Annotated in this window: 17 protein-coding genes; 9 read left to right on the top strand and 8 right to left on the bottom strand. The window is 52.0% G+C overall.

Translation table 11 applies throughout. From position 1 onward, the window contains the following. The first annotated feature begins 65 nt into the window (after nt 1–65). The 4 genes from ACFSUS_RS01155 (at nt 66) to ACFSUS_RS01140 (ending at nt 4,493) form a co-directional block, all read left to right on the top strand. Nucleotides 66–932, top strand: a complete 867-nt coding sequence (locus ACFSUS_RS01155) for a helix-turn-helix domain-containing protein (protein WP_381517908.1) — start codon at nt 66–68, stop codon at nt 930–932. Between the two features lie 141 nt (nt 933–1,073). Next, nucleotides 1,074–2,279 carry an epoxide hydrolase family protein gene (locus ACFSUS_RS01150; protein WP_381517905.1) on the top strand — a complete coding sequence of 402 codons (1,206 nt, stop codon included), beginning with the start codon at nt 1,074–1,076 and terminating at the stop codon, nt 2,277–2,279. Nucleotides 2,280–2,326: 47 nt separating this feature from the next. Beyond that, nucleotides 2,327–3,484, top strand: coding sequence for an epoxide hydrolase family protein (locus ACFSUS_RS01145; RefSeq protein ID WP_381517902.1), 1,158 nt, complete (start codon nt 2,327–2,329; stop codon nt 3,482–3,484). Nucleotides 3,485–3,731: 247 nt separating this feature from the next. Beyond that, nucleotides 3,732–4,493: an SDR family NAD(P)-dependent oxidoreductase gene (locus tag ACFSUS_RS01140; protein ID WP_381517899.1), complete on the top strand. Its 762-nt coding sequence runs from the start codon at nt 3,732–3,734 to the stop codon at nt 4,491–4,493. 32 nt (nt 4,494–4,525) lie between these two features. On the opposite strand, the gene ACFSUS_RS01135 is transcribed toward ACFSUS_RS01140, so the two are convergent. The 3 genes from ACFSUS_RS01135 to pckA form a co-directional block, all read right to left on the bottom strand. Beyond that, nucleotides 4,526–5,446, bottom strand: coding sequence for an EamA family transporter (locus ACFSUS_RS01135; protein WP_381517896.1), 921 nt, complete (start codon nt 5,444–5,446; stop codon nt 4,526–4,528). A 111-nt stretch (nt 5,447–5,557) separates the two neighbouring features. Continuing rightward, nucleotides 5,558–6,643, bottom strand: a complete 1,086-nt coding sequence (gene fbp / locus ACFSUS_RS01130; protein ID WP_381517893.1) for a class 1 fructose-bisphosphatase — start codon at nt 6,641–6,643, stop codon at nt 5,558–5,560. 149 nt (nt 6,644–6,792) lie between these two features. Further along, nucleotides 6,793–8,370 (bottom strand): phosphoenolpyruvate carboxykinase (ATP), encoded by a 1,578-nt coding sequence (gene pckA, locus ACFSUS_RS01125; RefSeq protein ID WP_381517890.1) that lies wholly within the window; start codon nt 8,368–8,370, stop codon nt 6,793–6,795. Nucleotides 8,371–8,527: 157 nt separating this feature from the next. Here pckA and ACFSUS_RS01120 point away from each other — a divergent pair, with 157 nt between their 5' ends. The 3 genes from ACFSUS_RS01120 (at nt 8,528) to ACFSUS_RS01110 (ending at nt 14,287) form a co-directional block, all read left to right on the top strand. Further along, on the top strand, nt 8,528–10,027 hold the full coding sequence (locus ACFSUS_RS01120) for a helix-turn-helix domain-containing protein (protein WP_381517887.1): 1,500 nt from the start codon (nt 8,528–8,530) through the stop codon (nt 10,025–10,027). Nucleotides 10,028–10,116: 89 nt separating this feature from the next. Continuing rightward, on the top strand, nt 10,117–13,500 hold the full coding sequence (locus ACFSUS_RS01115) for a DEAD/DEAH box helicase (RefSeq protein WP_381517884.1): 3,384 nt from the start codon (nt 10,117–10,119) through the stop codon (nt 13,498–13,500). A 301-nt stretch (nt 13,501–13,801) separates the two neighbouring features. Then, the gene (locus ACFSUS_RS01110; RefSeq protein ID WP_381517881.1) at nt 13,802–14,287 is read left to right on the top strand and encodes a WGxxGxxG family protein; all 486 of its coding nucleotides are present in this window, start codon (nt 13,802–13,804) and stop codon (nt 14,285–14,287) included. A gap of 75 nt (nt 14,288–14,362) precedes the next feature. Here ACFSUS_RS01110 and ACFSUS_RS01105 read toward each other — a convergent pair whose 3' ends face one another. Both ACFSUS_RS01105 and ACFSUS_RS01100 read right to left on the bottom strand, forming a co-directional pair. After that, on the bottom strand, nt 14,363–15,118 hold the full coding sequence (locus tag ACFSUS_RS01105; protein ID WP_381517878.1) for a succinate dehydrogenase/fumarate reductase iron-sulfur subunit: 756 nt from the start codon (nt 15,116–15,118) through the stop codon (nt 14,363–14,365). Between the two features lie 30 nt (nt 15,119–15,148). After that, nucleotides 15,149–15,325, bottom strand: a complete 177-nt coding sequence (locus tag ACFSUS_RS01100) for a dehydrogenase (RefSeq protein ID WP_381517875.1) — start codon at nt 15,323–15,325, stop codon at nt 15,149–15,151. A 226-nt stretch (nt 15,326–15,551) separates the two neighbouring features. Between ACFSUS_RS01100 and cphA the strand changes: the two genes are divergently transcribed. Next, a complete protein-coding gene (gene cphA, locus ACFSUS_RS01095; RefSeq protein WP_381517873.1) occupies nt 15,552–18,239 on the top strand; it encodes a cyanophycin synthetase in 2,688 nt (895 codons plus the stop codon). A gap of 97 nt (nt 18,240–18,336) precedes the next feature. Here the strand turns inward: cphA and ACFSUS_RS01090 are convergent, their stop codons facing one another. Beyond that, entirely contained in the window at nt 18,337–21,468 is a 3,132-nt protein-coding gene (locus ACFSUS_RS01090) for an efflux RND transporter permease subunit (RefSeq protein WP_381517870.1), read from the bottom strand. 97 nt (nt 21,469–21,565) lie between these two features. Further along, nucleotides 21,566–22,717 carry an efflux RND transporter periplasmic adaptor subunit gene (locus tag ACFSUS_RS01085; RefSeq protein ID WP_381517867.1) on the bottom strand — a complete coding sequence of 384 codons (1,152 nt, stop codon included), beginning with the start codon at nt 22,715–22,717 and terminating at the stop codon, nt 21,566–21,568. Nucleotides 22,718–22,790: 73 nt separating this feature from the next. On the opposite strand from ACFSUS_RS01085, the gene ACFSUS_RS01080 reads away from it, so the two are divergent. After that, complete coding sequence (locus ACFSUS_RS01080) at nt 22,791–23,153, top strand: DUF1801 domain-containing protein (protein ID WP_381517864.1); 363 nt, start codon at nt 22,791–22,793, stop codon at nt 23,151–23,153. On the opposite strand, the gene ACFSUS_RS01075 is transcribed toward ACFSUS_RS01080, so the two are convergent. After that, entirely contained in the window at nt 23,124–23,816 is a 693-nt protein-coding gene (locus ACFSUS_RS01075) for a TetR/AcrR family transcriptional regulator (RefSeq protein WP_381517861.1), read from the bottom strand. The genes ACFSUS_RS01080 and ACFSUS_RS01075 overlap by 30 nt on opposite strands. Between the last annotated feature and the right edge of the window lie 163 nt (nt 23,817–23,979).

Raw genomic sequence — 23,979 nt, 5'->3', positions numbered from 1 at the left:
CTATCTTCCGGGCGAGTTACACCATCGCTGACCGGGCGAACGCCTGCCCTTCACTCCCGTTGCCTATGAACAAAAAAATGGACCTGGATTCGTTTGATGTGTACGCGTACATCAAAGCCAACCATGCCGATAGTCCTGACAGGAACTACGTTTTGGTTGACCACCAGACCTACCACGACGCTTCCATCCGGTTCCCTTTCCGTAATTTTTTCCACGGCATCGGTCTCCTGTACGGGTCAGGCGGTTCATTCCGGGTGGGTAGCCAGCAGTATCAGATGCAGGAGGGTTCTCTGATCACCATTGGACCGGGCATTGTGGCGCAGTGGCAGTACGACTCGCCGAACGTACCCGCCGACACCATTCTGTTCCGGGAGGAGTTGCTCACCCCGCTGGTCAACAGCTCGTTCTGGGCTTCGCTGCCCTTTTTTCAGCCCGGCGGTGAGCACGTGATCACGTTAGACGACGAAAACAGAACGAACGTACAGTGTCTATTTGAGGCACTTAAACGATTTGGCAACGAGCCTGAACTCGTGGCTGGCCTTACGTATTCGCTGCTGATGCTGGTCCGTAAAATTCACCACGGCAACGATCAGAGTGGTAGCCGGGGGTTGTCGGGGGTGGCGCAGTTGGTGCAGGGGTTTCACCAGTTGGTTGCTCAGGAGTTTCGGGTAAAAAAAGACGTTGCCTACTATGCCTCCCGGCTTCATGTGACCCCCAAATACCTCAGCGAAGTGCTGCAAAGCCATACCGGCCGGTCGGCAAAAACCATCATTGATGATACGATCTTTCTGGAAGCGAAAAGCCTGCTTCGACAGACCAGCATGAACGTCCAGGAAATCTGTTACTACCTCGGTTACGCCGATACGTCGTACTTCACGAAAGCCTTCCGCAACCGGGAGGGCGTAACCCCGTTAGCGTATCGGAGGCAATAAATCCCTTATTCGCTGCTTGTTTCAAGGCAATAGACGGGCGTCAAAAACTACCATTTTTACCGACATTAGACCAGTCGGCCCCCGGTCGAAAAGGCGTAATTTGTAGTACATAAACGCAGTTACTACATCTCTTTTTCGCCCGTGCAAACCTCACATCCGTTCACGCTTCACGTACCCCAGACTGATCTGGACGATCTGTTCCAACGCCTTGACAACACCCGCTGGCCGCATCAACTTCCCATCGATGACTGGAGCCGTGGGGTTCCAGGCAGCTATTTGAAGAAACTAACGACCTACTGGCGGCATTCCTTCGATTGGCGCAAACAGGAAGCCAAACTCAACTGCTTTCCGCAGTTTATCAGCCAGATCAACGGTCAGGACATTCATTTCATACACGTCCGGTCGGCCGTTCCCGATGCGCAGCCCCTGTTGCTGTGCCACGGTTACCCAGGTTCAGTAGTCGACTTTATGCAGGTGATTGAGCCGTTGGTCAATCCGGCCGAGTCGGTACCGGCGTTTCACGTCGTGGCCATCTCGCTGCCTGGTCTTGGGCTTTCGCCGGTCGTGACCCAACCCGGCTGGAACCTGATGCGCACGACCCACGCGGTTGCGGCCCTGATGAAACAGCTTGGTTACGAGCGCTACGGCGTACAGGCGGGTGATGCCGGAGCCGGTATTGCTTCGTTACTGGGCGTGCTATATCCAGACTGCATCATCGGGATTCACCTGAACGGCCCGGAACCGTTCCCCGAACCAACGGCGGAGGAACTTGCTATTTTGGAACGAGCCGATGATCTATCGCCAACAGAGCAGGTACGGCTGGAGCGGATGCAGACGTTCACGCGGGAGGGGCGCGGTTACCAGGCTATTCAATCAACCCGACCGCATACCATTGGCTACGGCCTGCACGATTCGCCGGTGATGCAGTTGGCCTGGATCGTGGAGAAATACAAAGAATGGACTGACCCACAGAAAGCGCTCCCCGAAGACGCTATCGACATTGACCAGTTATTGACCAACGTCAGTCTGTACTGGTTCATGGGCAACGGGGCCGGGGCCGCTACGTTCATCTATGAAAACATGTATCCTGCCCCGCCCACTGCCTCCGCGGATTGGTCGGCCGGTGGCGACGGAGACGGTTCGTGGGCAACCGGCGAGTCGGAAGCGAAGGTTATACCCATGGGAGTAGCCGTGTTTGCCGCCGATAACACCATCCGCCGATTAGTCGACCGCGACGGCAGCATCGCCCACTGGTCGGAGTTTGACACCGGTGGGCACTTTGCCGCAATGGAGGTGCCGGATCTATTTGTGGCGGATGTCCGGACGTTTTTTACCTCCATCCGCTAAACGCTTCACAAATCATAACCCAGTTGATCATTTAACCTTCTAGCATTATGAACCCAATTACCCCCTTCGCCATTAATGTTGCCCAGGACGTACTGGATGATCTTCAGCAGCGATTAAAACAGACGCGATGGACCGATGAGCCAGCGAATGCGGACTGGAATTACGGTACGAATCCCCAGTATCTGCGCGAGCTGGTCGAGTACTGGCAAACCCAATACGACTGGCGTAAGCAGGAATCGGCCCTGAACCAGCTCCCGCAGTTCAAAACAACGATTGATGGCGTCGGCATTCACTTTATCCACCTGAAAGGCAAGGGCGACCATCCGAAACCGCTTATTCTGACCCACGGCTGGCCGGATAGCTTCTACCGATTCTACAAAGTCATTCCGATGCTGACCGACCCGGCAAGCTACGGGGGCGACCCGAGCCAGTCGTTCGATGTAGTTGTCCCGTCTATTCCGGGGTTTGGTTTTTCGGACCGGGTGGCCCTCACGGATGACCGAACGGCGGATCTGTGGGCGAAGCTCATGACGGACGTGCTGGGTTATCAGACGTTCGTAGCCGCAGGTGGCGATGTCGGCATGGGCATCACCAAGTCGCTGGCCAATCAGTTCCCAGACCGTGTGCAGGCCATTCACCTGACGGATGTTGGTTATCCCACCGGGCAGGAAGACTGGTCAACCATGTCGCCCGCCGAGCAGGAGTTTGGCCAGTTTATTCAGCAGTGGTGGTACACGGAAGGAGCCTATGCCATGCTTCATTCAACGAAACCGCAGACGCTGGGCTACGCCCTGAATGATTCGCCGGTTGGGCTGGCGTCCTGGATTATCGAAAAATTCTATACCTGGAGCGATACGCAGGGCCAGATGGAAAACAGCTTCACGAAGGATGAACTGCTGACCAACATCATGATCTACTGGGTCACCCAAACCATCAACACGTCGATACGCACGTATCTGGAGGGAGCACGAGCGACTTATATGAGCGAGGGTGGCCTCAGATCTTCTCAATACGTGGAAGCACCGACTGGCGTAGCTATTTTTCCAGCCGAAGCACCCGTGCCCGAGGAATGGGCCAACCGGATGGTAAACGTGAAACGATTCACAAAAATGCCCAAAGGAGGACACTTTGCCGCGCTGGAAGAACCAGAGCTGTGGGTAAACGAAATCAGTACGTTCTTTTACGACGTTCTGGCAGGAAAGTAAGCTCGTTTATACTGAGCGGGCGTTTGTCGCTTTAATTTTTGTGGTGAAGCGAGGCTTTCTTTAAAGAAGCTTTTAGTACAAGATGCACCGTTCATTAAAACATATACTGACCAGCAATCAATACGTAGGCTGAATTTTATCAAATCGGCCAGGCAGCGACTACTCCAACCAATGTTAAATTGTCTCAATGGCGTACCTTTAACCAAACGGATTTTTGTTGTAGTCGCTGTCAGTTATTTTGCACTAAATGTTCGATTTCACGCATCAAACGGCCCTCATCACAGGAGCTGGCATCGGAATAGGGTTTGCCATCGCTCAGGCGCTAGCTCGGCAGGGCGCTACTGTTATGCTCAATGATTTTGACGAAGCACTGGCCCACAAAGCTGCAGAGTCAATACGACAAACCGGAGGTACCTGTGAAGCTTGCCCCGGCGACGCGTCGGACGTAGCATTCATTGAGCAGATGGTTCAAACGGCCGTCGAGAGGTTCGGCTCGGTAAATATTGCCATTGCCAATGCGGGGATTACCGTTTTTGGCGACATTTTCACGACAACGCCCGACGCCTTTCAGAAGATTGTGAATCTTAATTTGCGAGGAAGCTTTTTCCTGGCGCAGGCAGCCGCTCGCCAGATGAAACAGCAAGGGCAGGGTGGAAGCATTCTCTTTATGTCTTCGGTTGTGGGGCACCAGGCGCATCCGGGCTTGCCGGTGTATAGCATGACAAAGGCGGGACTAGAGATGCTGGCCAAGCAACTCGTCATTGATTTTTCACCCCTGGGTATTACCGTTAACGCAGTCGCACCCGGCGCAACCCTGACTGAACGCACGCTTGACGACCCGACCTACATACCAACCTGGTCGCGGATTACACCCATGGGACGCCCGGCTACAGTCGATGACATTGCCAACGCGGCTCTGTTTTTGGTCGCCCCGGCATCACGTCACATCACCGGACAGAGCCTGGTCGTCGACGGTGGCTGGACAAGCGTAGGCATTCCACCGGTTTAAGGACCTAAACACCCTTTACTAACTAGTGCCGTTTATTTTCGTCCCAGCGTAATCAGTATCACCCCGATTAAGGCGACGATGGCTCCGATCAGCGACTGGCTCGAAAAGATTTCTCCCGCGAAGAGCGCCCCTAACAGCATGGCGACCACAGGGTTGACAAACGCATAGGTCGATAGCAGTTGAGGAGAAGCGTTACGTGCTAACCAGGCGTAGGATGAGAAGCCGATAATACTGCCAAAAATGACCAGATAAAACATTGACCCAATCGCTTTGGCCGGCGCGTCGAGGATGCTCCAGGGCGTAACGGGTTCCACGCACAAGCTGATTATCAACAATACGGTGCCGCCCACGAGCATCTGAATACCACTCGAAATGGTACCCGATGGCAGCGATACGCGAGGAGCCAGCAAGGTACCAATGGCCCACGAGAAGTTGCCGAACGTGATGAGACCAGCACCGATCAGGTTGGCGTGTACACCGCCCGTTCCCTGCATCTTGTCGGGTTTGATGAGAAAATAAATGCCGACCAGTCCCACGATCAAACCAGCCAGCGCTAAATTAGTGGGGCGTTGTCGTCCAAACGATACCCAGTTGAGTGTCAGCAAAAATACGGGAAGCATGCCCCCCAATAAGGCCGCAACGCCCGTTGGGATGTACTGTATTCCCACCGTCAGGCAACCGTTGGCGATGGTTAATAACAGGATACCAACAACGCCGGCCGACTTCCATTCCGCCCGAGTAGCACGCTTTGTTCCCGTCAGGCGGGCATAACCGTACAGAATTGACCCCGCTACAATGTATCGGATGGATGCCATGTACAGCGGAGGCATTCGCTCGGTCATGAAGTGAATGAAGAGGTAGGTTGACCCCCAGAGAATATAAACAGAGGTCAGGGCTGACCAAAGTGTAATTCGATTAGGAGTGGTGGTGGCTGGTGATGTAATGGCTTGCATACAACTGAATACGTTGACGCTGATGTAACACCCGCCCCACCACTTTCTATCCTTGTTACCCCTGAAAAATTGATTTTTCTATGATTGATTATGAAACCTCTACGCAAAATATTATTTGGCTACAGTAACCGATGAATGCTGTAGCACGGACTGTGATGACAAGCTGTTGGCGTTTTTAGGATTCGTGGCGTTGAGCACATCGGTCACCATCTGCGCCGATCCGGCGAAAATAGGCGTGCGGGCGTGCAGACCGCGAGGTGTTACATCCAGAATGGCTTTCGTATTGGCAACGGCCAGGCCACTGGCTTGCTCTGCCAGCCATGCCATCGGGAATGCTTCGTAGAGCAGGCGGATTTTGCCGTCGGGTTGCTGCTGAGTGCCTGGATACATATATAAACCGCCCTTTAGCAGGTTACGATGAAAATCGGCCACAAATGCACCAATGTAGCGGGCTGAACAGCCTTGCTCCCGGCAACGGGTCAAATAATGACGTACGGATTCGTCGTATGCATCAACGTAGCCATCGTTGCAGGAGTAAACCGATCCTTGGGCTGGACATTGAATCTGCGGGTGCGACAGCATAAATTCGCCCAGGGAAGGGTCGTAGGTGAAGCCGTTAACGCCGTTGCCGGTCGTGAAAACCAGCATCGTAGAGGGGCCGTACAAAACGTAACCGGCGGCTACCTGCCGACGGCCACCCTGCAAAAAATCGGCAGCCGTGGGGGCTGTTCCAATCATGGACGTCCGGCGGTAGATGGAAAAAATCGTGCCGACTGATACGTTTGTATCAAAGTTCGACGAGCCATCGAGCGGGTCCAGCGCCACCACGTATTTCCCTTCGGGATGGTCGGTATGAATGATTTCTTCCTCTTCTTCTGACACGATGGCGGCCACCTCTCCGCCATTGTTCAACGCGCGCAGAAACCGAATGTGGGCCGACAGATCAAGCTTTTGCTGCATCTCACCCTGTACATTCGTGCTACCCGCCATGCCAGCCAAACCTGATAATCCCGCCCGGTTGATCTCGCGGTTGACGATCTTACTGGCCAGGGCAATGTCGCGGATCAACTGCGAAAAATCACCAACGGCCGAAGGGTATTGACTTTGCTGCCGTTTGATGAATCGGTCTAAAGTGGTACCGATAGGCAGACCCAGGGCCGCCATGATTGAATCGTTAAGCGTACTTTGAACGGTCATAAGCTGAGCTGTTTAAGTGAGAAATTGGTTGAACTCGGTGACTGGTCAAGTATGGTCAAGCGTAGTCAGGTAGTTAGATATGGTCAAGAGCAACAGCGTTTTGTGCATCATACTTGACTACAACTGACTATACTTGACCAGTCACGTGCTTAAATCTCTTTTAACTTCTCAGTGAAGGCATTCGCCAATCGTTTGGCGGCAGCGGTGTACATGCCTTTGTATTCCCAGGTGTCAATTGGGTTTAACAGATCGGTCGGCACGCCTGGGCAACGTGTCGGAATGGAAAGACCAAATTCCGCGTGTTGCACAAACGGCACACTGTCCAGAGCACCCGATAAGGCAGCATTAATCATGGCTCGAGTGTGCGGCAGCGCCATGCGTTTCCCAATGCCTAAGCCACCCCCTTTCCAACCCGTGTTAATCAACCAGACCTGCGTACCGTGCTGTTCTATACGTTCTTTGAGTAAGGCAGCATACCGGCGGGCGGGCAGGGGAAGGAAGGCTGCACCAAAGCAGGGCGAAAACGTAGCGGTAGGTGTGGTAACACCATGTTCAGTACCGGCTATTTTGGCAGTGTAACCAAGCAGAAAATAATCTAACGCCTGCTCGGGAGTCAGTCTGGATATTGGAGGGAGTACCCCGAACGCATCGGCTGATAAAAAGAATATGTGCCGGGGGGCCACCCCAACAGATGGTTCTACGACATTGTCAACGTGGCTGAGCGGGTAAGAGCAACGGGTATTTTCGGTTATGGAGCCGTCCGCGTAATTGACAGTTGCGGTGTTGGGGAAGAAGCGAACGTTTTCCAGAATGGCACCCGGACGGATGGCGGCATGAATCTGGGGCTCGTTCTCAGGGCTTAAGTGGATCACTTTAGCGTAGCACCCTCCTTCAAAGTTAAACACGCCTTCGTCGGCCCAGCCATGTTCGTCATCGCCAATGAGCCGACGAACCGGGTCCGCTGATAGGGTAGTTTTTCCCGTTCCGGATAAGCCGAAAAACAGGGCGGTGTCTGCCTGACCGTTAGGTCCCTGCTTGCCAACATTAGCGGCACAGTGCATGGGGAGAACCCCAAACTTAATCGGCAATATAAAATTCATGGCCGAAAACACACTCTTCTTAATCTCTCCGGCATAGCCCGTACCCCCAATCAGAATGACTCCTTTGGATAGACTGATGATTGTAAAATTGGTGTTACGCGTACCATCTGTGGCTGGGTTGGCTTCAAAATTTGGATCGACGATAACCGTAAAATCAACTGGGCCGTCTAAGGCTTCGCCGACTTTCGGTCGGAGGAACATATTATAGCTGAACAGGTTGTGCCAGGCCAGCGTCGTAATAATTCGTAGGCGCAGGCCGTATTGCGGCATAGCACCCGCCCGGGCGAACCGTACATACACATCCCGGTCAGTTAACCCGTCCAGCATGCGTTGGTGTAGCTCATCGAACGTGTCAGCATCAATGGGTTGATTCACCTCGCCCCACTCCACGGTTAACGCGGTCGTCTCATCACGAACAATGTACCGGTCTTTAGGCGTACGACCCGTGAACTTACCTGTGTCACAAACAAGACTGCCTGTATCCGCTAATCGTCCTTCACCACGTATTAGAACATGATCAACCAATTCGTCGGGTGAAAGATCAACATGAAGCCGACCCGGAATGGATTGATCAAGTACCGGTACAATATCTGTTTTGAAGAAGGCGGAGGCAGTAAGTGTTTCCATAGGACTTTAGAGTAGAGAAGTGCGTGTCTTGATGTTTGATAACTGTGGATCAAATGTATTCTGCGATATTATACTAAACAAGCGATTAATCGCTAAAAGTTAAAAACTTGCTGTAAATCATTGGTTTCGTACCTTTATATCTTCAATAACTGAGCGTATGGACTTCAATTCCGGAAATATCCGGTTGCTATTTGGATTAAAACTGCGGCAAATGCGTCTCGATAAGTCATTGACGCAATATGAGTTAGCCGACCGGGCTGGTCTGTCGCAGTCCTACATCAATGAGATAGAGAAAGGCAAAAAATATCCGAAGACAGAGAAGATAATTGCGCTGGCCAGGGCGATGGACACGACCTATGATATACTCGTATCACTCCAGCTCAACAAAAAAATGGAGCCGATCTATCAGCTCCTGCGCTCTGACCTGCTTACAGAATTGCCCCTGAGTATGTTCGGCATCGAGCCCGGCGACCTGCTGGAACTGCTGTCCGAAGCGCCGATTAAGCTAAGTGCCTTTATCAGCACTGTCGTTGAACTGGCCCGTAATTATAACCTCGACCTGCCGCAGTTTTACTTTACTGTCATGCGGACGTACCAGGAGATGCATGATAATTACTTCGCCGACATTGAAGAGGCTGCTGATTCGTTTCTGCGCGAAAGCGGCCTGCCCGACAATATGCTGGTGAGTGAGGCTTTCCTGAGCGATTATTTGACCCGCCAGTACGGCTACGAGGTGGTGTTGTTTACCGAAGAGACGCATCCATCCCTGATGCGGCTACGGTCGGTGTTTATTCCGCACGAAAAGCGACTGTTGCTAAATCATACCCTGACCACCGACCAGCGCGTGTTCACGCTGGGCCGCGAACTGGCTTTTCAGTACATGAACCTCACAGCCCGGCCACTGACCTCAACCTGGGTTGAAGTCGATACGTTTGAGCAGGTGCTGAACAACTTCCGGGCGTCGTATTTTGCCGGGGCCATATTGATTCGGCGCGAGGCTCTGCGCGCCCGACTCGAAGCGCTTCTGAACCTAACTACCTGGGCCGACGCTTCGACTGCGTTGATGGCCATGCTGGATCAGTTTCAGGCGACACCCGAAACACTGTTGTTACGCATGAGTAACTTGTTGCCGCATTATTTCGGGGTTGACGAGTTCGCTTTTCTGCGCTTTGAACATGAGGCCAGTAGCTCCGTTGTTAACCTTACTCGCGAAATTCACCTGGCCCGGCTGCACAACCCGCACGGTACTACCGACGAACATTATTGCCGACGCTGGGTGTCGCTGACGAGTTTATACGAGCTCGAAGATGTACTGCGGCATAACACCTACCGGGCTCCGTTGTTACGAGCGCAAGTATCAGATTATGTCGGTTCGCAAAACACCTACTTCATTCTGGCATTCACGCGACCCCTAACGCCCATTCGGCACCTGAACCATAGCGTTTCGATGTGCATATTGGTCAATGAGGCCTCCCGCTCACGAATTCGTTTTCTGGATGATCCTGCCGTACGTCGCCGGGAGGTAAACGAATCCTGTGAACGGTGCCCTTTGTCGGATTGTCTTGAGCGGGTGGCTCCACCAGTAGAACTCAATCGGCAACAGCGTATCTCGGCTATTAAGCAAACGCTGGCCGAACTGGGCGTTCATCGGGTGTAAAGAAGATGTATTCTTCGACAGGATGAATAGGATTTGCAGGATTCCCTGTTCATCCTGTCAGAAAACAACAAACCAATAACCCAGGACAGATGCTTGACCAGCCCGTAAGCGAAGACAATCCGAACGCATGGCATGTGTATCATTTTGAGAAAGATACAATCGTGACCCTGACTGATAACTTCTTAGTAAAACATAGCTCAGAAGTAGCGTCGTTGTCAACTCGGGCGGTTGATGTTCAGCCTCTGGAAATCAGTATTAACGAGGGAACGTTTACCCAGGCGTCTCGACTAAGTCATTACCCTACGGTGGTTGTCAGGCAGGAGAGGCAGGCCATGTGGGTAGCCTGTACTTGTGGAGCGCAGACCGACAATTTATGTGATCACCAGGCCCAGGTATTGTGGACTATCGTAAACCGCAGAGAGTTACGCGTTTTCTTCGACCAGCCGTTACGTTACGAAGCCATCAAGACGGTGGCGAAGGACTACGGCCTGGAAAACGAACTTCAGCTAGACGATTTTTTCGAGCTAACGTACGGAAACCGGTCGATTACGATTCAACCCATTCGCAAAGAACTTCTGCCGATCACACCCATAACCACGGCGCAGCTCATCGACCAGTTAGTACCCAATGCCGCTGCTGAATCGCTGAAGGTCGTGAGCCATACGGGCGTTACGCAGCCGATTATTGTATTCACGAAACACCGCTACTACGATAACTTCTGCATCCAACTGTTCGAAGCGGCCGCCACCCGCGACGGGAAAATCAAGAATCCCTTAGTCATACTTAACCCGCTGGATTTTGCGTATAAGTCGAACAACCTCGATGAGGTGAAGTTTTTCACGGGCATAACCAGGTTCCAGAACCATCACCGCACCAAACAAGCCGAGACGGACATTGAGGGGCTGAAATTAGTGGTTCGCAATCCGCTCCAGCTACAAGCGTTTTACCATAACGCGAAGGCGTCAGAAGCTATTACGGCCAATTCGCTGGTGCCTGTGAAGCTACCGAATACACCGGTTGAGCTTCGTTTGTCGGTACATCAGGCCGATACGCTATACCAGGTGTCGGCTAAGCTTCTCATTGGCGATAAGCCTTATGAGGTAGAGAACGTAAGTCTCAAGTACGACTACTTCATCGCTGTCGATGATTTGCTTGTGTTGATCAATGATGCCGATTACTGGCGGGCCATTCAGTTCTTCACCCAAAAGAATAATAGCCTGCTTATTCATCAGACTAAATACGAGGAGTTCCGCCACGCGATTCTGGCGAAGCTGGAAAATCGAATTGCCGTTAATTACTCGTACCTGAAGCCCGCTACCCCGAGTCAACTGGCCGAGAACGGGTTCAACGATGCCAGAGAGCGACTGGTGTATTTGTCCGACACGGAGAATTACGTCTATCTCTCACCCGTGATGAAGTATGGCCCAGTCGAAGTTCCGGTATTGTCGAAACGGCAAATCTATTCCATCGACAGGGCGGGGAACCCGTTTATGGTGCAACGGGACGAACAAGCCGAACTAGAGTTTACGCTGACCATCGTTAACCAGCATCCCGATTTTCAGGAACAGCTCGACCAGCCTCATTTTATGCTGCACAAAGAGCAGTTTCTGGATGAGGGCTGGTTCCTGGATGCGTTTGATACCTGGCAAAGTCAGCATATTCAGGTTTTAGGCTTCAATAAACTCACGAAGAATAAACTCAACGGGCATAAAGCTAAGGTCTCGGTTAAAGTTGACCGGGGGCTCGATTGGTTCGAAACATCAATTGGTATCTCGTTTGGCAAGCAGAAGGTGTCGCTCAAGCACCTGCAAAAAGCCCTTAAGAACCGAAGCCGGTACGTAACGCTCGATGACGGTACCCTGGGGGTGCTGCCCCGCGAATGGCTCGAACGGTTTTCTTCCTACGTCAAAGCCGGTGAAGTCGTTGATGAGCAGATTCGAACGCCGAACGTCAACTTCTCCGCCATCCGCGAGCTCTACCCGGAGGAGGTGTTGGCCGATGAAGTAAAACAGCAGTTAACCGAGTACGTAACAAAATTAACGGATCATCAATCCATCAATCCCGTTGAAACACCACCGGACTTACGGGCCACGCTACGGTCTTACCAGCAGGAAGGGCTGAACTGGCTAAACTTCCTCGACGATTTAGGCTTTGGTGGCTGCCTGGCCGATGACATGGGCCTTGGCAAAACCCTTCAAATAATTGCGTTCATTCTGTCGCAACGAGCCAAACGCGAGACGAATACCAACCTGGTTGTTGTGCCGACATCGTTGCTGTTTAACTGGCAGGCCGAGGTTGCCAAATTCGCGCCGTCTATTAAACTCTATACACTTTATGGGGCCCACCGCCAATTGGACCGTAGCGAATGGGGGCAGTATGAGATTATTCTGACTTCCTACGGCACGCTTCTGTCCGACGCTCGGCAACTCAAAGAATACCGCTTCAACTACATTTTCCTGGACGAGTCGCAGGCCATCAAGAATCCGGATTCGCAGCGGTATCAGGCCGTCCGACAGTTGCGGTCACGCAACAGGATTGTGCTGACGGGCACGCCGATTGAGAACCATACTTTTGATCTATACGGCCAGTTGTCGTTTGCCTGTCCGGGTCTACTAGGAAGTTATCAGCATTTTAAAGATCATTATTCTACGCCCATTGACCGGTTCGACGATCGGCAGCGGGCCAAAGAACTACAGCGTAAAATCAGTCCGTTTATCCTGCGCCGAACCAAGGAGCAGGTCGCGCCGGAGCTGCCAGATAAGACCGAGATGATTCTGTACTGCGAAATGGGCCCGCAGCAACGAAAGGTCTACAATGCCTACGAGCAGGAGTTTCGCCAGTTTCTGCTGACGACAAAAGAAGGAGACATCCCACGGTTGAAGATGCACATCCTACAGGGATTGACCAAGCTCAGGCAGATCTGTAACTCACCCGCTTTGCTGGGCGATGAAGAGTATTACGGCGACGCATCGGCTAAGCTCGATACGTTGCTGGAGCAGATCCAATCGAAGTCTGCTCATCATAAGATACTCGTCTTCTCTCAATTTGTTTCCATGCTCGATCTGATTCGGGATGAGCTCCACGCCCGGCAAATTGACCACGAATACCTGACCGGCCAAACGCGCAACCGGGAAGCTGTCGTCAATCGGTTTCAGGACGACGAAAACTGCCGTGTATTTCTGATTAGTCTGAAAGCAGGCGGAACAGGCCTCAATCTGACCCAGGCCGATTACGTGTACATTGTCGATCCGTGGTGGAACCCGGCGGTTGAAGACCAGGCCATCGACCGGAGTTACCGGATCGGCCAGACGAACCATGTCATGGCCATTCGAATGATTTGTCCGGATACAATCGAGGAGAAAATTCTCGAACTTCAGTCGGTCAAGAAAAAGCTGGCTACTACGTTGATTCAAACCGACGAATCGATGTTGAAATCATTGTCCATGAAAGATCTGCTGGCGTTGTTGACATGACGGCTGGTTAACAAACGTCTTAATCGCTTACTATACTGACCAAGTCGTACTCATAGTTGACTAATTCTGATCAGGAGCTATTCACTTGGACCATACCCTTATTTTCATCACGCTAAAGTCTGCTCTCCTCGCTGATGTTTCGTTGGAGGGTATGGGATGTGGACGATCTGGCTCCATTCTTACGTATTTTCTTGCCAGACGTCGATAGAGGCTGGGCCTGGAGTTACTCAAGAATCTAAGCGGGCCATAGCTTACCTGTTGCTGTAAAGTCATCAACGAACCGAAAAACAACTCAACGATTATGAAAACAATGCGAAAAAAAGCTCAGGTAATCACCATGAGCGCACTCCTGATTGCTATGACGCCTGCACTAAGCCAGGCACAGGCAAGGTCGCGGGGATACGACGTGGATCAGGTGCCAAAGGAAACGGCGCAACGGGATATTGAAGATAAGGAGACCGATTTAGACTGGGTAGGGCTTTTTGGGTTGTTGGGCCTGGTAGGTGTAGTAGGGCGAAAGCGGAGACCGGACCAGCGGGAAACAACGATGCGTAAAGTAGCTGTCATTGCCACCGTACTGCTTACCAGCACAGCTCTGGCTGTTGGAACACCCGCTTTGAGCCAGTCAGGTCAGGGGGATCATGGTAACAGTTCGGAATCGGTAGCCCAGAACGAAGATAACAAGACAGGAAGTTGGGGCTGGATTGGGTTATTCGGGTTAGCGGGCTTGTTAGGCCTGGGAATACCCAACCGGAAAAAGGGCGGAAGTAATGTAGCTCCCCGTTAACAACGACTGTTTAAAAGCCGAAGGGACTGATTAACCTACACAGATTAGTCAGTCCCTTCGGCTTTTAGCCGGAGGCTACGTATTGCCCGGTGATGTAAGCTTAGCGCCCAGATACTCCCGGTTTAGGCGCGCAATGTTATCAAGCGAAATGGATGCCGGGCACTCAACCGAGCAGGCACCAATGAAGGAACAGGCTCCGAAACCTTCGGCATCCATTTGAGCAACCATACGCTCGGCTCGTTGTTTGCGCTCGGGCTGCCCCTGAGGCAGTAAGGCAAAGCGAGATACCATGGCACCGACAAACAGCATGGCCGATGCGTTCTTGCAGGCCGCTACGCACGCGCCACAGGCAATGCAGGAGGCCGCGTCCATGGCTGCTTCCTGCACGTCGCGCGCCACCGGAATTTCGTTAGCATCGGGGGCCGACCCCGTGTTAACGGAGATGTATCCGCCTGCCTGCACAATCCGGTCAAAGGCCGTTCGGTCGGTCGACAAGTCTTTGATGATCGGAAAAGCTCTCGCCCGCCAGGGTTCAACCACAATGGTATCTCCATCCTTGAAACTTCGCATGTGGAGCATACAAACAGCGGCACCCGTCTGCGGACCGTGCGGCCGACCATTCACGAACATGGAACAGGAGCCGCAAATGCCTTCGCGGCAATCGTGGTCGAAGGCAATTATTTCTTCGCCTTTCTTGGTCAGCTCGCCGTTTAATACGTCGAACATTTCCAGAAATGACTGGCCGGGTGAAATGCCGGTTACCTTGTATTCAACCAGCTTGCCCGGCGCGCCAGTTTTTTTCTGCCGCCAAACTTTTAAGGTGAAATTCATGTAAGTCGAAGGTTAGTTGAAGAAGTTGGCTTAGATAGTTGGCGACCCGTCCGGTACCTGTACCGTACTGCTGGTCATGTAACTCGAATCGTCTGAAGCCAATAGCACATAAATAGGTGACAAGCTGGTCTGCTTCGTCGGTACGTTCTGGTTCTCATGTTTGACTTTTACGGGAATAATAGAAGCGTTTTCTGCAGCAGAATTCATGATTTGCGTGTCTTGGGAAGTAGTTTTCCGACTGATATACATCCCTTTCTCTAAATCGTTTGTTACCGACTCCCTATGAGTGAGGCTATGGTCCAAAACACACGAATCCTGCCCGGAGGCCGGTAATCAGAGCAGGCGGACCGTTACATAAATTACTCGGCTACTAGTTAGCCATTCGTGTTTGTTTGAAGTTATTCGAGAGATTTTATGAATATTAGTAGATAAGATGTACATCATAGATATAAGTTGTTTGAGAGGGCCGAACTATTGGTCCATCAAGCATACGAATCTGGTAGTAATGAAGTTAGACCTCGAACAACTCGAAGACTTCCCTACCAACAAGATAAGTGGCTTTTACGAACGTTTGCAGGCTTTACTGCCCAGCTTAGATAATCACGAATGCTCAGAAGGGCACCGAGGAGGTTTTTTTCTCCGGGTTCAGGAAGGCACCTGGATGGGCCATGTGATAGAGCATATCGCGTTAGAGATCCAAACGTTGGCTGGCATAGACGTTGGCTTTGGCCGCACACGCGGAACTGGGCAACCCGGTGTTTACAACGTAGTGTTTGCTTATCAGGACGAGCAGGCCGGCATTTATGCTGCTCGTTGTGCGGTAGCTATAGCTGAAGCATTGGTGAGGGGCTGCTCTTACAATGTGGCCGTCGCCATTGACGAACTCCGACGGATCTATGAAACCAATCGCTTAGGGCCCAGCACATCGGCGATTGTTAGTGCCTGCACTCGCCGGGGCATCCCACATATCCGCCTGAACGCTGACTCGTATGTGCAGTTGGGTTACGGGGCTGCTCAACAACGTATACAGGCTGCAGTTACGGGTCGAACCAGCTCAATTGCCGTTGAGTTGGCTGCCGATAAAAGTGATACCAAACAAGCCCTTAGCGCAGCTGGGATTCCGGTGCCGTTTGGAGCCGTTGTTTCCAGTGAGGAGGGCCTGGAGGCTGTGCTGCGAGAGATCGACTTTCCGCTGGTAGTTAAGCCGCTGGACGGTAACCACGGACGGGGCGTAACGACAAACATTCAGAATGTGCCTGACCTGTTCGACGCGTTTTTGAACGCAAAAAGACATTCTGAACAGGTCGTGATTGAGCAATTCATTACGGGCAACGACTACCGGTTGCTCGTCATTAATTATCGGTTATACGCGGCAGCCTGGCGATTACCAGCCATGATTGTGGGCAACGGATATAACACGATTCGAGAGCTGATTGATGAGGTAAATCGCGATCCCCGCCGTGGAGAAGGGCACCAGAACGTGTTGACAAAAATTGACGTTGATTTAGTTATGCTTAATATGCTGGCCGAGCGGCAGTTGACGCTTGAGTCTCCCCTGCCTGCCGGCGAGCGGCTATTTTTGAAGGATACGGCCAACCTGAGCACAGGAGGAACCGCCATTGATGTGACAGATGAACTTCACCCCGAAATTGCGTTCATGGCCGAGCGGGCGGCCCGGGCCATTGGCTTAGACATTTGCGGTATTGATCTGATTGCTGATGACATCCGTCGTCCGTTAGAGGCATCGGGAGCAAGCGTAATTGAAGTGAATGCCGGTCCGGGCCTACGCATGCACACGCACCCGTCGGAAGGAAAACCCCGCGACGTTGGCGGTGCCATCGCCGAGATGCTCTTTCCGACAAAGGCGGTATCGCAAGAAATGCCTTCGCCGGGTAAGTTCATGGGCGTCCCAACGACAGTAGGCCGCATTCCGCTGATTGCCGTAACGGGCACGAACGGCAAAACTACCACCACCCGGCTCCTGGCGCACATCTACAAGCAAACGGGCCGATGCGTTGGCTTTACCACTACTGAGGGCGTTTACATTGGTAATCATCGCGTTGAAGCAGGAGATTGCACCGGACCCGCAAGTGCTCGCAACGTATTGTGCGATACGTCGGTGGAGGTAGCTGTACTCGAGTGTGCTCGGGGGGGCATGCTCCGGGCGGGACTGGCTTTCGACCAGTGCGATGTTGGGGTTGTCACCAATGTAGCGGCCGACCACCTTGGCCTGCGAGACATCCATTCGCTGGAAGATATGGCTCACGTTAAGGCGATCGTGCCCGAAAGTGTTCGTCCGGATGGATACGCTGTATTGAATGCGGATAACGATCATACCTACGCCATACGTGAGCGGGTACGCTGTCAGGTCGCCTTGTTTAGCCGTCAGCCCGGTAGCGAACGCGTACAAACCCACTGTGCGACGGGCGGAGTGGCGGCCGTTTGCGACAATGGGTTCATCACTATTATACGTGGTTCGGAGCGGATAGAAGTTGAGCATGTCCGCATGATTCCGCTGACGTTTGGGGGGAAATGCCCGTTTATGATTGAAAATGCACTGGCTGCAACGTTGGCGGCTTTCTGTCAGGGAGTATCTATTAACCTTATCGCCCAGGGGCTGCGGACATTTGAACCATCCGACGAAAATACGCCCGGGCGAATGAATATATTTTTGTTTCAACATTTTTCGGTACTGGTCGATTACGCCCACAATCCGCACGGATTAAGTGCATTAGGCGAATTCATTCATCAGACCGACGCTACGCACCGGGTTGGTATCCTGACGGGGGTGGGCGATCGGCGCGATGAGGACTTGCTGGCGCTGGGGAAGATAGCCGGTGCTGTGTTTGATGAAGTCATTGTCCGGCTCGATAAAGACGTTCGGGGGCGCGACCCGATGGGCTTAGTTGATCTGGTTCGTCAAGGTGTATGGAGCGCCGATCCATCAAAACCAGTATCCGTTATACCCGATGAATTAGCAGCATTGAACTATGCCATCCAAAACGCCCAGCCTGGGAGTCTTATCGTGCATCTGACGGAGCAGATTGAGCAAACCATTACCATTATAAAGGAATACAAGAAGCAGGACGAACGGTATGGACTACCTCTGGAGGTGGTTTAGGCCAATTAGTAGTGCTGTACCTATTTATAAGGCTTTCATAAACGCAAGAAGGGAACCGGTTAAACCGGTTCCCTTCTTGCGTTTATGAAAGCTTGTTTTACAGTTGTACTTCCATTTTTTCGGGTTTGGTCGTGTCACCCGTTGGTCGGCCTTCCGGTTGGGGTAGCGGACGCTTCTCGGTGTCTTTCCGGCGTGTCAGATAGGTGTAAATAACTGGAACAACGTACAGGGTCAGTACCAGCGAGAACAGCAGGCCACCCACGATTACGATACCAAGCGGAATTCGGCTTTTCGAGGCCGAACCCAACGCAAGAGCAAGCGGCAACGCGCCGAAAGCGGCTACCAGCGTTGTCATCAGAATCGGTCGTAAGCGCAGGGCAGCTGATTCGGCAGCCGCTTCAAATTTGTTCTTACCTAACAGCCGTTGTTCATTGGCAAACTCCACAATCAGAATACCGTTTTTGGTCACCAGCCCCACCAGCATGATGATACCAATCTGACTAAAGATGTTCAAGGTTTGATTGAACATCCACAGCGAGAATACGGCCCCGGCCAGCGCAAGCGGTACCGTGATCATGATAATGAACGGATCAACGAAGGAGTCGAACTGGGCCGCCAAGACCAGGTACACCAGAATCAAGGCCAGGCCAAACGCAAACAGGGTGTTTGAAGAGCTTTCTGCGTAGTCGCGTGATGGACCCGAAAGAGCCGTCTGGAACGTTTGGTCGAGGGTACGATCTGCAATAGCTTGCATAGCTGCTACGCCGTCGCCAACCGTTTTGCCCGGTGCCAGACCCGCCGATACGGTCGCGGATTTGAAACGGTTGTAGTGATACACCTGCGGGGGGCTACTTACCTCCTGGAATCGCACCAGGTTATCCAGCTGAATCAATTCACCCTGGTTCGTGCGTACGTAGAACGAGGCTAAATCAACGGGTTCGTCGCGATCCCCCCGGTCGACCTGGCCAATCACCTGATACTGCTTTCCGTTCATCAGGAAGTACGCCAGCCTTCGGTTACTAAGGGCCAATTGCAAAGTTTGCGCCACATCCTGTACCGAAACGCCCAGGCTCGTGGCCTTTTCACGGTCGATGCTAATGTTCAGTTCGGGCTTATTGAATTTGAGATCGACGTCGCTGTTCTGGAAGGTCGGATCTTTGGCCACTTCATCCAGGAACTTCGGCAATTTTTCGCGAAGCTTCTCGAAATTGAGGTTTTGGATGACGAATTGAACCGGCAAGCCACCGCCCCGACCTACCTGAATGGTTTGGTCTTGGGTGGCGAACATTCTGGCTTCACTGAATTTTCTGAGGTTTTTAGTCAGGTAATCTACAACTTCCTGCTGCGATCGTGTTCGTTCGGCCGGATCGACCATGTTGACCATGACGAACGACGAGTTAACGGCACCAGCCCCTGAAAAACCAGGAGCCACTACGCTAAACGCTAACTTGGTCTCGGGCACAGAATCGAGCACAAACTGCATCACCCGATCCGTTGTGGCTGCCTGTGCTTCGTAACTAGTACCTTCGGGAGACGTAATGGCGATCCGGGTACGGCTACGGTCTTCGAGGGGAGCCAGCTCTGATTTCAGTAACGAACCTAATCCAAAGATTAATAACAAACAGGCGGCAATCATGCCGAGTGCCCAGCCCCGCTTACGCATGAAGCCGTTGAGCGAATCGCGGTAGGATTTGTCAAGCCATTGAAAGAACGGTTCCGTTTTTTTGTAAAACCAGGAGTCTTTCCCGTGATTTTTGCTCGTCAGTTTTACGCTTAATACGGGTGTCAGCGTCAGCGATACGAAGGCCGAGATCAGTACGGCACCGGCTACCACGATACCAAACTCCCGGAATAAGCGCCCCACGAAGCCTTGCAGGAAGATGATCGGCAGGAACACAATAGCCAGTGTTATACTCGTGGCCAACACGGCGAAGAAAATCTCGTTAGAGCCTTCTTTAGCCGCTTGTTTGGTATCCATGCCATCTTCAATCTTCTTAAAGATGTTTTCCGTTACCACAATACCGTCATCCACCACAAGTCCTGTTGCCAGAACGATACCGAGCAGAGTTAGTACGTTGATACTGAAGTCTGCTATGTACATAATGAAGAACGCACCAATGAGGGATACGGGAATGTCAATCAGCGGGCGGAACGCAATCAGCCAATCGCGGAAGAAGAAATAAATGACCAACACGACCAGAACGAACGAAATAATCAGCGTTTCGCCTACCTCCTCAATAGCCCGTCGGATAAAGGTACTCCGGTCGATACCGATGCTGACAATGATGTCGCTGGGCAGGTCTTTCTTGAGCTGGTCGAAGCGTTTATAGAACTCATCGGCAATGCTCACGTAGTTGGCACCCGGCTGCGGAATCAATACCAGAATAACGCCCACGGCGCCATTTTGCTTTGAGATGGTTTCTTCGTTTTCGGCACCCAGCGTAGCGTAGCCAATGTCTTTGAAACGAATGATCTGGTCGTTGGTCTGGCGCAGAATCAAGTTGTTAAAATCATCCTCGGTCGTCAATCGCCCAACGGCTTTAACCGTCAGTTCGGTGTTATTACCGTATACCTTACCGCCGGGCAACTCCACGTTCTGTGCCGTCAGTGCATTTTGGATGTCCTGCGTGGTCAACCGATACGCCGAGAGCTTGATCGGGTCAATCCACAAGCGCATCGCCTGGCGTTTGAGGCCATAGATGTTAGCCTGACTAACTCCCGGAATCGTTTGCAGCCGCTCCTGAAGCACGTTTTCGGCGTAATCTGATAACTGCGTTGGATTACGTGTGGTGCTTTGTACGGTCATAAAGATGATAGGGTCCGAGTTCGCATCGGCCTTGGTCACCACGGGGGGCGCGTCGATGTCCTGCGGAAGTTGCCGCTGGGCCTGGGCTACTTTGTCGCGCACATCATTAGCCGCCTGTTCGAGGTTTGCGTCGAGGTTAAACTCCACCGTAATCGTGCTGGCTCCCAATGCGCTGTTCGATGAGATCGTACGAATACCTTCGATACTGTTCAGCGATTTTTCGATGGGTTCGGTAATCTGCGACTCCACAATGTCGGGGTTCGCTCCTGTGTAGTTCGTTCGCACCGAAATGACCGGCGGATCGATAGCCGGGTATTCACGAACGCCAAGAAACGTGAACCCAATAACCCCAAACAGCACGATGACGATGGACATCACCATGGCGAAAACGGGTCGGTTCAGACTTAATTCGGGTAAACTCATGAGAATTAAGGTTTCAGTTTGTACTTCTGTTGATGGTCATTCAAACACGTACTCCTCGGTTACTGCTGGTCTGATGCCATTCACCAAACAACTCGTCTTAGCGGGTCGCCATTTTAGGCCCGCTATTCGGCAATTGAATGACCCGGCCAATTTTTACCGGACTATCCTGTTTCAAAAACAATAATCCAGTCGTCGCCACCGTATCGCCTGCCTGCAAACCGGATAGGATCTGAATCGTCCCGGCGGTACGAAGCCCTGTTGTCACGTCCTGGAAATGTGCTTTCCCATTCTTAACGACAATCACCTGGTTGGTACGCGTTTGCGGAATGACGGCCTGGGTCGGAACTACCAGACTTTGCTCATTTTGAATGGTCAGCGTAACGCGGGCAAACGTACCGGGTCGAAACTTGGCAGTGGTGTTATTGACCCTTGCCCGAATTCGGAGGTTGCGGGTCTGTTGTTCAACGCCCGGCTCAATAGCGTATACAACCGCCTGGTTGGGCTCCCGGGTTCCATCTACCAAGAACGAAATCATACTGCCGTTTCGCACCGACTGACCATATTTTTCTGGAATGGAAAAGTCTAGTTTCAGCGAAGAAATCTGCTGCAAGCGCGCGATTAGGGTGCTGGGCGATACCACGGCCCCGGCACTAACGTTACGTAGACCAATGACCCCGGAAAAGGGCGCCCGAATTTCGGTGCGTTGTAAGTTGGCTTTCACCAGTTCAATATCGGCGAGTGATGAACGCAGATTTGTGGTGACGATGTCGTACTCTTGCTGGCTGATACCTCCTCGGGCCAGCAGTTGCTTGTTCCGTTCTTCAGTACGGCGGGCATTGTCGGCCTGTGCCTGTAGTTTTAGTAGTTGAGCCCGCAGGTCAGCGTCGAAGAGTTTAACTAACAACGCACCTTTAGCTACGGGCTGGCCCTCACGAATGTTAAGTTGCGTAATACGAGCCGATATTTCGGGATAAATATCAACCTGTTCATTGGGCAGTAGTGAGCCACTGGATACGACGTCTTCCTGTAACCGTTTCGTGACAACCACGAAGCCATTGACCGTAGCCGGGCCACCGGGGCCACCTCTACCACCCTGAGCTCCGCCGGGTCCGCCTTTACCGGAACCTCCCTGGCCACCACCGCCGGAGCCTCCTGGGGTAGCACCCGGCGCCGGGTGTAATACCTTGTTATACACAATTATCCCGCCGAGAACCAGAACGACGAGACCGAGAGCAATCCATCTTTTCACAGGGTAGTATTTTGCAATAAAGAACTAAATTTCTAACGGCAAAACAGCCGCCTTTGTTACGAATTACAAAGCTATGACCGTTGATGATTATATCAACCAGCAAACGTCCGATCATCAACGTATTTTACGTTGGTTACGGCAACTAATTCTAACCACCGATCCCGCTGTTCGGGAGAAAATCGGCTGGCAGGTACCCGTCTACACGTGCCGGACTCAGCTACTCTGCTACCTAAACATAGTACGGGCCGAAGCCGTTGCCGTAGATCTGGCGTTCATGCGTGGCGCCGACCTGCCCGACGAAGCCGGACTGTTGGAAAGTAGGGGACGAAAACAAATTAAATCACTCGTTATTCGAAACGTGACCGATTGGAACAACGACCTGATCCGGACATACATTCAGGAGGCCTTATTGCTGTCCGAAGGTAGGGGCGTCTAAGGATGAAAACAGCAGATGACGTAAGAAATTCAGTATATGTTTCTCGTCTTTATCCACACCGAAATCGGTTAATAACGGCAGGTTCTGCATGAAAAACGTTTGGTAATGCGCTGTTTCAATGAGCGAACTTGCCCGCGATCGGGCATACGGATAATCAGGACGGTATTCGAGAATGATTCCCGCAATGCGCCCACAAAGGTCTTTGTAGGGTTTAAACAACTGCTGGCGGTTGTCTTCGGTTACGTGCTGGGTTAAATAAGCTTTACTGGACTCACGCACCACGATGCGGTGTAAGGTACGCACGTCGATATCATCATTCGTCGACGAGTCAAGGTCTTTTAATAAAATCAGCCGTAACAACCGCTCGAGCTTCTCCCGAGGGTCGGTAAGGTTATTGGTTTGGAACATAAGTTGATACTCAAGCCACTGCCAGTACCAGGCCACCAGGTAAATCAGCAATCGGTGCTTGTTCTCGAAATACCGGTAGATGCTGGCTTCTTTCGTGTTCATTCGATCGGCTAGCTTGCGGAAGGTAGCTTCTTCAAAGCCGACATCATTGAACAACAAAATACTTTGCCGTACTATACGGCGTCCCAATTCTGACCCTTCAGGATCGCGCAGAAATAGGTGCTCGTTCATGCGAACGTGTACAGAATACTCCATCTGTCTGCTACGTTAACCGCTTAACTAAAAATCCTCAACAAAGTAAACATACAACCGTCAATAAAAGTTATGTTTGCAAAAAAGATAGTAATACTATCAAATTTAGATAATATACTATCGAAGTGTTTAAGGTTACGTTTAGATTAATGAATAATCGTTCTGG

This window comes from Spirosoma soli (assembly GCF_042684525.1).
GTDB lineage: Bacteria > Bacteroidota > Bacteroidia > Cytophagales > Spirosomataceae > Spirosoma > Spirosoma soli.
Note: the sequence above shows the minus strand (reverse complement) of the source record. Positions and strands in the feature narration are given on the sequence as shown.